General features: G+C 65.6%; 1 protein-coding gene. It reads left to right on the forward strand.

Annotated elements, in window-relative coordinates:
* Positions 1-115: 115 nt before the first annotated feature.
* Entirely contained in the window at positions 116-15,973 is a 15,858-nt protein-coding gene (locus tag F2Q65_RS12330; protein WP_170265680.1) for an IPTL-CTERM sorting domain-containing protein, read from the forward strand.
* Positions 15,974-16,044 lie beyond the last annotated feature (71 nt).

Below are 16,044 nucleotides of genomic sequence, written 5' to 3' on the forward strand. Positions count from 1 at the left end.
GATGCCCGCCGGTCCGTTGCTGCGGCCATGCGCTGGGAATGCTGTTGTGTAGAGACCGTCACGATTGGTTATGGTGAATCCTCGCCCGTTTGCAAGCTCCCTCTTCAGCCTCCTGTTGGCCGCCCCGCTAGGGCTGGCGGTGACGCAGGCCCATGCCTATCCCTATCCCCCGGATTGGGACGGGCCTGACTGGGGCGCTGGCCAGGTCATCGAGGGGATCTCCCCATCAACCGAAGACCCGGCTCACGGCGGCCCGATCCATTTCGCCCCGGCCCCATGGCCATCCGAGCCCGAGGATCCCGCCAACTGCGGCGTGGACTGCGGCGACTGGAAGCCATATTCGCGCTTCCAGGCCGACATCAACGACCCGCGCGTTCAGGACCCGTCCAACGGCGGCACCTCGCCGCAGAACTACGTCAACATCGCCTCGTCCTGTATCGACAAGAACCTGCCCAGCATCTATTACCACCTGCGCAAGGGCGCGGCCGTGGATGGCAGCGAGGACGTCATCATGTTCCGCTGGCGGGTGGAGCAGATCGCCAATACCTATGCCACCGGCCCCAAGGCCGGCAGTTACGGCGCGACGGACCCCTGGAACTCCGCCCTCTGGACCGTGCTGTTCGACCTCGACGGCGACGGCTTCCGGGACGTCGCGGCCCATCTGGATGGCTCCTCCGGCGCGCCTTCGACCGCCATCGATCGGCTTGCGGGTATCTGGGGCAATGTTCCCACCCAGTCGGTCGATTACCTGAATGACCCCAGCATCAACCTGATCGCTCACAATCCGACGGCCTTCATCGGCGACAACAACCAGATACTGAATTTTGCCGGGAATCCCGCGAATCCGACCGAAGCCTGGCCCAACGGCTCCGATGAGACCCTCTGGGACTACGGGACCAGCCGCTCCAGGCTGGTCTACACCAACTCCTGCACCGAATACTTCATCGATTACCAGATCCCGGTGCGGATGCTGGATGCCTCGAGCACTGGGCCCAACCCAGACCTGAACGGCCCCAGGATCGACCGCGACACCCCGATCTCCATGCTGTTCTGCACCGCGAACAGCCTCAACAATCCCTTCCAGAAGGACTGCGCCCTTAACGCCAGCTTCATCGGCGATGCCTCCAGGCCCGCGCCGTTCGGGGACTACCTGTCCTTCAACAAGCCGACCCCTTACGCCCAGCCCATCGTCTCCAGCGTCAGCGCGACGCCGCCGAGTACCTGTCCTGGCAACTACACCCTCGCGGCCAAGATCCAGGACACCCTCTACGTCAACGCGAGCGGCTCAGTGGAGCCCTCCATCCAGTCGGTCGAGTTCTACTATTGGTACGACCAGGATGGCGATGGCACCACCGCCGGCGACCCGGGCAGCGCCTGGACCTATGCCGTCGATGGCACGCTGCAATCAGGCACCCTCAACACCTGGGCCGCGAGCTGGGATGCCAGCGGTTTATTGAAGGGCCGCTATCTGATTGGCGTGCAGGCGGTGGATGACGGGACCCTGCACGATCTGGATGTGCCGGATGCCCCCGTCAACCACCGGACCTTCTCCTACCTGCCGGGCAGCACGGACCCCGCCACCCAGGCCCAGATCTACACCAACGACTGGGGTTGGGACGGGCTGGCCAAGATCTGGGTGCAGGGGACCGATATCGGCTGGATCGAAGGCGAGGAGGGCGCTTTCCCCGATCATGATCCAACGATCACCCCCGGCGGCACCGAGGACTGGTTCGGCAACCCCGATGTGACCGGCGTGCAGACCGCCCTGATCGGCGTGGCCCTGAATGTCTGCGGCCTGTCTCCCGAGTTGATCAAGTCGGCCAATGTCGAGCAAACCACCATTGGCGCCGACGTTCAGTACAGCCTCTCCGTGGTCAACAAGACCGGCGGGTCGCTGACGGTCGACAGCATCACCGACACCCTGCCGGACGGCTTCAGCTACGTCAGCACCCAGGGCCCGGGCGATACGCCCGCCAGCAGCCTCTGCTCGGATTCCTGCCCTACGCCGACAACGGGCGGCGGCAACAGCTATACCTGGAGCTTTTCGACCCCCGCGACCGTCCCGGGCGGTTGTTCGTCTTCGGATTATTCGGCCTGTACCCGGACCCTGGTCTACAACACCAGGGCCTCGGCGACGGTGGGTACCTACAACAATGTCGCCAGCATGCTGACGGATTTCGGCAGCGTCGCCAGCAATCCGGTCCAGGTAGGCGTCGGTGCGCCGCGTCTCAGCCTCAGCAAGACCCCGACGGACGGCGCCGACCCGCCGAATCCCAAATACAGCGCCGCGCTCGGCGAGACCATCACCTACGTCATCACCTATTCCAACGACTCGCCGGTGACGGCCACCGGCGTCGTCCTCACCGACGTCATCCCAGACGGCCTGACCTACGGCAGTTGCACGGGTGGCTGCACGCGTTCCGGCGACACGCTCGACACGCTCATCTGGCAGATCGGCGATCTCGCGCCGGGCGAGGGCCCCTATACGGTGAGCTATACCGCCACCGTCACCGATCCCTATCCGGCGACGGCGCAGGTCCCCAACGTCAATACCGTCACCATCGACGGCGACAATACCGAGCCGGCGGAGGCGAGCGCCTCGGTCTTCGTGCAGACGCCCCGGCCGCAATTGGTGATCCAGAAGACCGCCAACAAGACGCTGGTGGACCCGGCGGGCACCAGCCCCGCTAATCAGGTGACCTTCACCCTGAGCTACGCCAATACGGGCGATGCCGCAACAACCGGCGTGGTGCTGTCCGATCCGATACCGGCAGGCTTCACCTTCGTGAGCTGTTCTGGCAGTTGCGCCCATCCGGGGGTGGGCAATAACGGCACGGTCTCATGGAACCTTGGCACGCTGAACGCGGGCGCAAGTGGATCCGTGACCCTTACCGCCCAGGTCAGCAACCCCTTTACGGGGACCGACAATCCGGTGACCAACACGGCGAGCCTCTCGTCGACAGAGATCACCACGCCGGTGACGGATAGCGCGGATGTGGGGGTCAGCCAGAGCCAGACGGAACAGCTCTGCCGCACCCTCTACCTGTCCGACCAGCAAGGCGATGTCGGCAACGATGGGACTCAATATCTCGCCACGACGGCGACCCCGACGGGGGAGACGAAGACGATCGCAAAGCTCGCGGATGACACGCTCAATACCGGCATCATCGAGATCGCCCGGTTCTACCAAGACCCGGTGTCCAGTCAACTCGTGACCTTTGACGGTTCTTCCACGCTTGGCGGGCAGCTCGATTACATCAAGTCCGCCTCGCTTGGCGGATCGGCGCAATCCAACTCGACCCTGTACGTCACCGTCTACGACTACGACCCGGCCGACGGCAGCACCACGCAAATCGCTCAGAGCGTCAAGACCGACAATGGCGCGCCAACCCCGCCGGTCACCCTGACGGGTGCATCGGCAACCGGCTCCCTGGCCAAAGGGCATCGCCTGCTGGTGGTGATGGGCGTGGATATGGCGTCCAATAAGGCCACGACCATCGAACTGCATGCCAACTCGGTCAACAGCTATGTGGAGATCTGCGCGCCGCCTCCGGCGAATCTGGTGCTCGACAAGACCGTCGACACCGCGAGCCTCGACGCCACTGGCGCCAGCCGCACCCTGACCTACACCCTCAACTATGCCAACACCAGCGGCGCGACTGGCACCACCGGGGCCATTCTCACCGATACCCTGCCGCTCTCTGGCGTGACCTACAGCAGCTGCGACTGGTCTGGAAGCCACTTTACGGGGTGCAGCTACAGCGGCGGCGTGGTCAGCTTCCATGATGGATCGGGTAGCGGGGTGAGCATTCCGGCCGGCGCGAGCGGCAGCGTCACCGTCACGGTCAACGTGGCGGATAGCCTGAGCGTGAGCAGCCTGACCAACACCGCCAGCATCAGCTCCGACCAGACCTCGGCCGTGGAGGCCACCGCCGTCACCGCCGTGGTCGGCGGCGAGGACCCCGAGGGAACGGCCAATCTCATCATCGCGAAGTCCGCCAGCGATACCCTGCTGCTCCCCGGCGACACGGTGACCTATACCCTGACCCTGCTGAACGCCGGCACCAGGACGGCGACCAACATCACCATCAGCGACGATTTCCCGGAGGCCGACTGGTTTGCCTATCAGGCCGGGAGCTGCACCGTGTCGGCGGGCACCTGTTCGCCCTCCGGTACGCCATCCGCCAGCCTGTCATGGGCGCTCGACAGCCTGGCACCGGGCACGACCGCGACCCTCAGCTTTACGATGGATGTCGGCACCTCGGAGACAACCTCCCCGCCGGATGGCGTCACGACCCGCGACAACCTGGCGACCGGTGCCTACGCGGGCTGTGAGTCGGAGTCCTGCGGCTCGACCAGCAACACCGTGACCGTCTCGGTCAGCACCAATCCCTATCTCGCCATCGACAAGAGCGTCTCGCCAACCGATGCCGACCCCCCGCCGGCGCCAGGCGATGTGCTGACCTACACCCTGCTGGTCAACAATACGGGCTCGGGCGGCGCGAGTAATGTGCAGGTGCGCGACCCCATCCCCGCCTACACCAGCTTCATCGCCGGCAGCATCACGGTGCCCCAGGGCTGGAGCTCCAGTTTCGACGCAATCAACAACCAGGTCCTGTTCGAGGTGGGCACCCTCCATGCCGAGAAATCCGCCAGCCTGAGCTTCCAGGTCAGGCTCAACAGCCCGCTGCCCGCGGGCGATTCGACCCTGACCAACATTGCCGCCGTCACGGCCAGCAATGCGCCGTCGAAAACCGACGACGCCGTCACCACAGCTCAGGCCGCCCCGGTGCTGACCCTCGACAAATCCGGTCCGGCCAGCGCCCCCTATCCGGCGGCCAGGCTGACGGCTGCCGCGAGCGCCAGCACGACGCTGTTCGTCGACGACATCGCCGCGTTCACGGTTGGCCAATTCATCCAGGTCGGCGCCACCCTGGCGCGCATCACGGGGCTGGCGGGCAGCGCCCTGATCGTGGATACCGCGATCACGGCGGCCGCGAATGCCGACGTGATCGGCGCCGTGACCTACAGCCTGACCTACCGCAATACCGGCGATGCGGATGCCTCCGGGGTAACGATCACCGACACCTTGCCGGCGGGCCCGCCGGGACTGACCTATGTCGCCTCCGTGCCTGAGGCCGACTCCGCTCCCGCGATCGGTGCTTCCGGTGTTGTGACCTGGAATCTGGGCGCACTGCCCGCCGAGGCCAGCGGCTCGGTACAGGTCATCGCGCTGCCCACCGGCCCGGGAACCGTGACCAATTCGGCCGCCATCGACAGCGCCGAGACCGACCCGGTCGAGGACGAGGCCCAGACCGCCTTTGGCGGACTCCGGATCACCAAGCGCACCACCACGCCCATCGCCGCCGCACCGGGCGAGGCCACCTACGTCATCGAGGTCACCAATACGCTGGACACCGCGGTCGCGGGCGTGACGGTCACCGACACCCTGAGTTCGGGCTTCAGCTACAAAAGCACGGATGACATCGTCGCGACCGGCGCGACCCGGACCAGCACCGAAGATCCAGCCGCCGGGGCGCAGCAACCGGTCTGGGGCACCTGGACCTTGCCGGCCAATGGCAGCCTCAGCCTCACCTTCACCGCCAATGTCGGCGATTCCGCTTTGTCGGCCGAGGAGCAGCCCGTAGGCCCCGGCACCTACCAGAACGAGGCCAGTGTCGCCACCACCACGCCGGGCGTCGGCATCACGCCGTTCGATCCCCTGGCCACCACCGCGGAGGACGTGACCATCCTCCCGGCCGATACCGGCCTTCTGGAGGGCGTTGTCTACCAGGACAACGACGCGGACGGGCAATTCGACGCCGCGACAGATACCCCACTGGGTGGCATCTCGGTGACGATCATCGCCGCCGACGGCACGGTCTACGTGGCCATCACCGACTCCGCCGGTTACTACAGCAGGATCGTGGCCGCGGGTGACACCCTGGTGGATGTCCAGAACGGCACGGTCCTGCCGGAACTGGTCCTGACGACCTCGACCGGGGACGATGGCACCGATCCCGCCACCGTCACGGTTCCCACGGGTGGCATCGCGACCAAGAACACCGGCTACGTGCCCGCGGGCGCGGACCTTGCGAGCATCGCCGGCAATGTCTGGAACGACGCCGACGCCGATCAGGCCGTCAACGGCGCCGAGGCCGGCATGATCGGCGTCCAGGTGATTCTGCGCGATGGCGATGGAGCCATCGTCGCGACGGAGTACACCGACGCGCTCGGCAACTACGCCTTCCCGAATATACCCCCCGGCAGCTATCAGGTGGACCTGGTGCCCCCGACGGGCTACCTGGTGACCACCGGCAATGATCCGGCCCCGGTGACCGTCGCGGCCGGGAGCACCGGGGAGGCGAACTTTGGCCTGCTGCGAGGCGTCACGCTCTCTGGCACGGTCTTCAATGACCTGGACGCCAGCAAGGTGCAGGATGGCACCGAAGCCGGCGTGGACCCGGACGATCTCAACGTCGTGATCACCGACAGCGCGGGCAAGGTGCTGGCGGTCAGCGCGGTCGCTGCGGACGGCACCTGGAGCGCGGACGTTACCCCGGGCAGCGGTTACCAGGCCTATGTCACGACGGCGAGTCCAACCCTGGGCGAGACCGTCACCCCCGCCGCGCGCTTGCCGGCCGGCTGGCTGGTGACCGGCGAGAACATCGCCGATACGGTCCAAGCACCCGCCAATGGCATCCTGACCGGCATCGACGCCAGCGCTGATCGCTCGGGATTGAATTTCGGCATACGCGCCGGCGGCAGCATCGGCGACTACGTCTGGCACGACACCAATCACGACGGCATCCAGGATCCGGCCGAGTCCGGCATCGCTGGCGTCAAGGTCATCCTCTATGACTCGACCGGCACGAACAAGCTCGTCGAGACCCTTACCGATGGCGCTGGCAAGTATCGCTTCACCGATCTCGCGGATGGCACCTACGTGGTCCAGTTTCAGCCCGCGGCGGCCTATACGCGGACCACGACCAATGCCGGCAGCGGCGCCCTGCAGGATAGCTTCGACAGCGATGCGGCCAATGGGGAATACAAGGTCACCGTGACCCTGACGGGTGGCACCACGAACCTGACCATCGACGCCGGCTTCTACATCGAGGACGCGAGCCCGGCCAGCATTGGCGACCGCGTCTGGTATGACAGTAACGGCGATGGCATCCAGGATGCCGGCGAGCCTGGGCTGGGAGGGGTCAGCGTCAGTCTGCTGGACGCCGACAATAGCAATGCGTTGGTGGCGACGCGCGTCAGCGACGCCGACGGCTCCTATGAATTCGCGGGTCTGCCGGCGGGCAACTATGTCCTGCAATTCGATGCGCCTGATGGCTACGTGCTCAGTCCGCAAGACGCCGGCAGCCCCAACGACGATGCTACGGACAGCGACGCTGATCCGAGCACCGGCTTGACCGCATCCATCCCCCTGACTGCGGGTCAGGCGTTGACCGACGTGGACGCTGGTCTCTCTCTGACTTCCGGCGATCCAGGCAGAATCGGTGATCGGGTCTGGTACGACGGCGGGTCCGGAACCCCGGCCAATGACGGCAACGGCGTCCAGGATGCCGGCGAGCCCGGCATCCCCGGCGTGTGGGTCAATCTCTACGACGCCACCGGCACGACCCTGCTGCAGACGACGCAGACCGACACCACGGGCGCCTACCAGTTCAATGGCCTGGCCGCTGGCGACTACGTGGTCGAGGTCGTGAAGCCGAACGCCAGCTATGACTTCAGCCCGACCGGCGAGGGGACCAGCGAGACGGATAGCGACCCCAATCCAACGACGGGTCGCGTGACCCTCACCCTGGCCGACGGCGAGGTCGTCGACGACATCGACGCGGGTCTGCGCGTACCTGACAAGGAACCGATCACCATCGGCGACTTCGTCTGGAAGGATCTGGACGGCCAGAAGGACCCGGACAGCGGGGAGGGCCTGGCGAGTGTCGAGGTCGTGCTCTACGACAATCTCGGCTTCCCGCTGGCGCGGCTGACCACCACGGCTGCCGATGCCAACTATGGCTTCACCGGCGTTGCCGCCGGCGGCAGCTATCGCGTCGCCATTGACACCGGCACCCTCGGCAATCTGATCCAGATCGCTGATCCGGATGTCACCCTGGACAACCGGACGGACCTGATCAAACAGGACCAGTCTACGGACGCCGCCGATTTCGGCTACCTGGCGCCGAGTGCTTCGGTCACCATTGTCAAAACCGCGGCTGATGGGGAGCCGCGCAACGACAGCCAGCAGCTCCGCAGCGGCGGCACGGCCAATTTCGAGGTCACCGTCACCAACAGCGGCAACCTGACCCTGACCAGCATCGCGGTCACCGATGCACTGACACCAGCCTGCGATTTCACCATCGCCAGCCTGGCGCCGGGGGCGAGCAGCGACGTCAAGACCTGCGCCAAGGCCAATGTGACGGCCAACTTCACCAACACGGCCAATGTCGAGGCCCAGCCGGTCGATGCCAGTGGCGATGCGTTCGGGGACACGGTCACCGACAGCGACACCACGGCTGTCGTTGTCATCGCTCCGGCCATTACCATCGTCAAGACCCCCGACTCCCAGACGGTGACTAGCGGTGGGACGGCCAGTTTCACCATCCGGGTCACCAACACCGGCGATGTCACCCTGACCGATGTTCAGATCAGCGATGATTCGACCTCCGCTTGCGCCAAGACCAGTACGGATATCGCTGGCCTAGGCTCTTTAGTGTCCGCCGCTTATGTGGAATACACCTGCGAAAGCTCAGCGCTGACCGCGTCATTTGTCAATACTGCCTCGGTCTCCGCCACGCCACCCGTCGGCGCCGCTGTCACGGACGACGATTCGGCCGCGGTCAATGTGGTCACGTCCGGCATCTCCATCTCGAAGACCCCCGAGGAGCAGACCATCCACAAGGGCGGCACGGCCGAGTTCACCATCACGGTGACCAATACCGGTGACGTGGACCTTACCAATGTGAGCGTGGCTGACCCGAACTCGTCGGACTGTGCGAAGACGATTGGAACGCTCGCGGCGAGCGACGAGTACGAGTACACCTGCTCGCTGACGGGTGTCGATGCGTCCTTCGACAATACAGCAACGGTCACGGCCGATGGCGGCCTCAGTGCCGATGATGTCGCGAAGGTCACAGTCATCGATCCGCAACTCAGCCTCACCAAGCTGACCAACGATGCCAATGACGACGAAGGCCCGATCACCGTGCGGACGGGCACCCTGGTCACCTGGGAATACATCGTCGAGAACACCGGCGATGTGGCTTTGACGAACGTCACGGTCGAGGATGCCCCGGAAGGGACCATCTCCTGTCCGCCCGATCAGGCGGCCGAGCTTGCGGTCGGCGCCTCCATGACCTGCCTGGGGTATGGTCTGGCGGGCGAGACGTCTTATTCGAACACGGCCACTGTGACCGGCACACCACCCTCAGGGCCAGACGTCGAGGCAACGGATGCCAGCGCCTACACGGGCTACAACCCCGGCGTGATCGGTAATCGGATCTGGCTGGACGAGAACGGCAACAGCATCCCGGATGCCGGCGAGTCGGGTATCGCCAACCTCAAGGTCGAGTTGAAGGACGACGGCACGCTCGTGGCGACGACCTACACCGACACCAACGGCGGCTATCTGTTCACCGGCGTGCCGGCCGGCGACTATCAAGTCGTGGTGACGCCGACCTTGAGTCTCCTTCCCACCTATAACGAGGACTTCGCGGCAGAACCCTCCGCCGGCGCGCTGGACAACCAGACCGCCGTGACCCTGGCGGCCGGCGTTCAGCACCTGACCGCCGACTTCGGCTACAACTGGGTGGCGCCGCTCGACAGCACCAGCCCAGGCGCGACTACGACCGGCGCCATTGGCGACCGCGTCTGGAGCGACGCCAACGGCGATGGCCTGCAAAACCCGGGTGAGTCGGGCATCGGCGGCGTGACCCTGACCCTGACCGGTCCTGGTGCCGACGGCATCCTGGGCACCGCGGATGACACCTCCCTAGCGACAACGCAGACCGACGCGGCCGGCAACTATATCTTTGACGACCTGCCGAGCGGCGCCTACGCGATCACGGTAGACACGACCACCTTGCCCACGGCTAGCGGCCTGAGCTGGACCCAGACCGGCGACCCCGATGGCGCCGGCGCCACCGATGGCAAGACCACCACGCCCATCCTGCTGGCCCCGGGCGATGTCTATGTGAATGCGGATTTCGGCTTCCAGCCGAATCAGGGAAGCAGCATTGGTGACCTCGTCTGGTTCGACATGAATGCCGACGGTCAGTTGGATGCGGGCGAAACGGGGGTCCCCGGTATCGGCATCGCGCTGGTGCAGGACACCAACGGTAACGACGTCTGGGATGCTGGCGAGCCCGTCATCGCCACGACCGTGACGGATGCCTCCGGGAACTATCTCTTCCCGGGGGTCCAGGCGGGCGATTATGTGGTGGCCGTCACCGATGCCGAGAGTCTGCTCTATTGGGCGCTGCCGAGCAGCGATCCGGATCTGCCCGGGGAGCTCAACAACGGCCTGGATCCTGATTCCAGGTTCGACCAGCAGGCCGCGGTCAGCGTCGACGGCACGTCGGATCAGCTCGCCATGGACTTCGGCTACATGGCCTATGGCATGCACAGCTACTCCGACATCCCTGGCCTGATCGGCTCCTCCGGTCTGATCGGCGACCTGGTCTTCCTCGACCGCAACGGTAACGGAGAAGCCGATCCCGGCGAGGGGCTTCAGGGCGTGCGGGTCGAGCTGTTTGAGCCGAGCGACCTTGACAATCCCGTCGCCTGGACGACGACCAATGCCGAAGGCGCCTATGCCTTCGGCCATGTCAATGTGCAGGCAACCTGGGTCGTCCAGATCGACCGCGCGACCCTGCCCAATGGTGGGGCTGGCCTGACCAACAGCATCGATCCTGATGGCGGCACGGCTGATCAGTCCGAGGTGTCGAACATCAGCGAGACCGGCAACCTCAACCTGTTGCAGGACTTCGGCTACGCGGCCGACAGCCCCGCCACCATCGGCGGCACCGTGTTCGACGATGTGGATGCCGACGGCGAACTGAACGCGGATGACGCGGAGGGCATGCTTCTCGCCAACGTGACCATCGAGTTGCGGGATGCCGCCGGCAATAGGGCCGCCTCCACCCGGACCGACAGTCAGGGCCACTACAGCTTCACTGGGCTGCCTGCGGGTACCTACAGCGTCCATGTGACCGACACCCGCAACCTGCTGGAGGGCTGGTGGCATAGCCTGGGCGACCAAGCCGCAGATGCCGACAACGAGAGCAAGTCGGATCCGTTCACATTGGAGGTGACAGCCGGACAGACCAACACCAACATCGACTTCGGCTACTACCGCCAAGGCGCGGCCCTGGGCAACCGGGTGTGGTCCGACACGAATGGCGACGGCATTCAGGACAGCGACGAGGCCGGCCTTGCCGGCGTGACGGTGCAACTGGTCGTGACCTATCCGAACGGCGGGAGCACCGCGCTGAAGACGCTCAGCGGCAGCGATGGCGGCTATGTCTTCGGCAACCTGCTGCTGGACGAGAGCTTCAATGGCGCGGGGGCCGGTCAGCCGAGCTACTCGATCTCGGCCGTCGCATCGGATGGCTACACGGCCAGCCCGGTGGAGCAGGGTGACGACAGATTGGTCGATTCGAACGACCCGACGGGCACCACGGCGACTGTGCTCAAAGGCCAGCTCACCACGGCCGTGACGGACGATCCGGGCAGCGAGCCGAGCAACGCGGGCTATGACTTCGGCTACGAGCCGCAGATCGATCTGAGCCTGACGAAGGAGGTCAGTCCGACCACTCAGACAGTGGGTGAGGAGGTCACCTTTACCCTGACCCTGAGCAACGCGGTCGGGTTCTCGGATGCCACCGGGGTTGAGGTCACCGACCTGCTACCGAGCGGCTATACCTTCGTCTCGGCGGATCCGTCGGCCGACTATGCCAGCGCCTCCGGTCTCTGGACAGTGGGCAACCTGGCCGCCGACGACAGCGCCACGCTGACCATCACGGCCCGGGTCAATGCCAGCGGCACGTATGAGAACGTCGCGGAGGTGACTGCGGCCGATCAGAGCGATGACGACTCGACGCCGGGCAATAGCGCGACCGAGCCCAGCGAGGACGACACCGCCAGCGCGGGGCCGACGATCAGTCCCCAGATCGACCTCAGCCTGACCAAGACCGTCAGCGCGATGTCGCCCAAGGTGGGAGACACCGTCACCTTTACGCTGACGCTGAATAACGCCGTCGGCTATTCCAACGCCACCGGCGTGTCGGTGCAGGACGTGGTGCCGGCGGGCTACGGCTCCATCAGCGACATCAGCGACAGCGGTAGCGCCAGCGGCAACACGGTGACCTGGACCGGCCTGACCGTGAACGCCAACAGCAACAAATCGCTGACCTTCAAGGCGGTGGTCCTGCCCAGCGGACCCTATGCAAACACCGCTGAGGTCACGGCGGCCGATCAGGACGACAAGGATTCGACGCCCGATAACGGGACGTCTAACGAGGAGGACGATACGGACAGCGTCACGCCGACGCCCGACGCCCAGATCGACCTGAGCCTGACCAAGAGCGTCGATCCCGAGAGCCCGAAGGTGGGCGATGCCGTCACCTTCACCCTGACCCTGAGCAACGCGGCAGGGTACGCCGATGCCACGGATGTCTCGGTGCAGGATGCGCTGCCGGCGGGATATGGCACTGTCTCCGAGATCAGCGACTCCGGGAGCCTCAGCGGCAGTACCCTCACCTGGAGCGGTCTCAGTCTGGCAGCCGGTTCGTCGAAAGACCTGACCTTCAAGGCCGTGGTCAAGAATACCGGCCCCTACACCAACGTGGCCGAGGTCACCGCGGCGGGCCAGCCCGACAAGGACTCGACGCCGAACAATGGCGCGACCACCCCGGCCGAGGACGACCGCGCCACCCTGACGCCGACCATCGGCGCCCAGATCGACCTGAGCCTGACCAAGACGGTGGCCCCGCAAACCCCCAAGGTTGGCGACACGGTGACCTTTACCCTGACGGCGGCCAACGCTGCAGGCTTCACCGATGCCACCGGGGTCGCGGTCACCGATCTGTTACCGAGCGGTTATCGCTTCGTCTCGGCGGACCCCGCGGCCGACTATGCCAGCGCCACGGGACTCTGGGCGATCGGCGATCTGGATGCCGGCGCTTCCGCCATCCTGGAGATCGAGGCGCGGGTCCTGGCCAGCGGCGAGTACGAGAACATCGCCGAGGTCACGGATGCGGATCAGGAGTATGACAAGGACTCGACGCCCGGCAACGGTGAAACCGAACCGGCGGAAGACGATTATGCAGCCGCCGAACCCACGGTCACTGCCTCGGCCGACCTGATCGTGGAGAAGAACGGCCCGGTGCTGGTGGCGGCGGAGGGCGGCATCACCTACACCGTGACGGTCTCCAATGCCGGCCCCTCGGCGGCGAACGATGCGGTGTTTGCCGACGATCCGGCCAGCGGCGGACTCATCGGACCCATCACCTGGACCTGCGGCAATGCCGTGGGCGGGGCGGTGTGTCCATCAGACTCCGGCAGCGGCGCCCTGAACGCGACCAATGCCACCATCGCCAGCTTCCCGGCGGGCGGCAGCCTGACCTACACCATCACCGGCACGGCGCCGGCGACGGGCACGGTGACCAACATCGCGACGGTCACGGCCCCGGTGGGCGTGACCGATCCCGACCTGGATAACAACAGCGACCAGGTGTTGACCGGGCTGGGCGACACCCCGGCCACGGCCGACCTGTCGGTGCTCAAGTACGGCCCGGCGCAGGTTGTGACGGGTGGCGCACTGACCTACCACATCGTCGTCACCAATGCCGGGTATGCGGCGGCGAACGGCGCGGTCTTCACGGACACCGTCCCGGCCGAGGTGACCGGCGTCACCTGGACGTGCACGGCAGTGGGTGGGGCCCTCTGTCCAGACGACATCATGCGCGAGGGCAACGCCATCGCGGAGACCATCGCCAGCTTCCCGGCCGGCGGTAGCCTCATCTACACCGTCACCGGCACTGCGCCGGCGACGGGCACGGTGCAAAACACCGCTAGCATCGAAGCGCCGGCGGAGGTAACCGATCCGGATGACACCAATAACCAGAGCAGCGCCGATACCTTGGTGGTGACAGGGCCGCTCGAGAGCGCCGACCTGGCCCTGGCCAAGACCGGCCCGGCCACGGTCGCCGGTGGCGGCCTCGTCACCTACCAACTGGTGGTCAGCAACGGCGGCGCGGCCGCGGCCGATGACGCGGGCGTCACCGACCTGGTGCCGTCCGTGCTGAGCGACGTCACCTGGACCTGCGGCAGCGCCACTGGCGGGGCCGTCTGTCCCACCTTGAATGGTGCCCTCGATCCGGGCGTGCTCAATTCGGGCAAGGGTGAGGTCAACCTGACCATCCCGACCTTCCCGGCCGGATCGGGCCTGACCATCAGCGTCACCGGCACGGCGCCGGCGGCGGGGGCCTTCGTCAACAGCGCCCAGGTGCTGCCGCCGGCGGGTGTCGCCGATCCCGACCCCAGCAACAACCCGGGCGGGCCGGTGATCACCCAGATCCCCACCGTCACCCTGTCGGGCGTCGTCTTCAACGACTGCCCGACCTGTGGGGGTATCCCCGAAGATGGCATCCAGAATGGCGACGAGCCTGGAGTCGACCCCGGCAACCTCAACGTCGTCATTCTAGACGCCGATGGCAAGGTGCTCGCGGTCGCGCCGGTCGCGGACGCCACCGGCGCCTGGAGCGCCACGGTGCCGGCGGGCACGGGCTATCAGGCCTACATCACCACCGCGACACCCGGGGCTGGATCAAAACCCGATTCCGTCGTGGCCAGCCTGCCCTCCGGCTGGGTGATCACCGGCGAGAACGATGGCACTGACAACGGCATCCTGATCGACATAAATGCCAGCATCACGACAGCCAGCCCGACGGTAAGGGCAACCGCCAACACCAGTGTCACCGGGCTCGACTTCGGTATCGAGGCGTCGAACCCCGGCGTCCAACTGGTCAAGACCGCGTTCCTGACCGATGAGGCAGGGGCCAGTTGCACAACTTCCGAGAGTCCGCTGGTGTATGTGAACAAGAATCAGGATCCAGTCAATGTCACTTGGTGCTTCACCATCAGCAATACCGGCAATGAAGCACTCAACAGCCTCAGGCTGGTCGACGCGCCGCTTGGCATCACACTAGCCGATGTGACTCCGGAGGCTGGCTTCTTGCCCCTGGCCCCCGGCGCGAGCCTGGTCTACCGGTATGATGAGACCGGACGCACCAGCAGCCTCGAGAACACGGCCACCGTCAGCATGACTCCGGTCGGTGGTGGGGGTCCGGTCAGCGATACGGATGACGCGGCCATCTTTGCCTACATCTTCGATCCGCCGTACGGGGTCAAGACCGGGCAGGTGAACGGCGTCGATGTGATTCGCTGGAACATGGTCTGGATCAACAATTCGCCCATCGTTGCGAACGGCGTGGTGATCGAGGATCCAATTCTGGGTGATGTGACCTATGTTGCCGGGAGCCTGACCTGTACGCCCCGTGGAACGACGACTGTTGTCGGAACCTGTGACGACAGCAATTACAACGACGTGACGAGGCTCATTACGGTCGAGGCGAACTTCGGTCCCGATTTGGGTGCAACCACCGAAGGCGAGGCGGACAACGAGCTGGTCATCAGCTTCGAGGTGATGGTGGACAATCCCACGATCAGCCAGACCTTCGAGAATCAGGCGGAAGCGCAGTGGGACTGCGATGGCGCGTGCACCCAGGATCCCTTGATCGGCGTCACGGACGATGATGAGCCAGGTGGTCCGGATCCGACCCCGATCGAGTTCGACCCGCCGGCGCCGATACCGACGCTCAGCGAGTGGGCTATGCTGCTGCTGACTCTGATGCTGCTGAGTATCGGCTGGCGGCGGCTGCAAGGGACCCGTCCGCGCCCTTAGGAACGCGCCCAAAACAAGGTGAACACTGTAGGGCGGATAAGCGAAGCGCATCCGCCGTTGTGGCCTGTGGC

This window comes from Thiohalocapsa marina (assembly GCF_008632335.1).
In the GTDB taxonomy this organism is placed as follows: domain Bacteria; phylum Pseudomonadota; class Gammaproteobacteria; order Chromatiales; family Chromatiaceae; genus Thiohalocapsa; species Thiohalocapsa marina.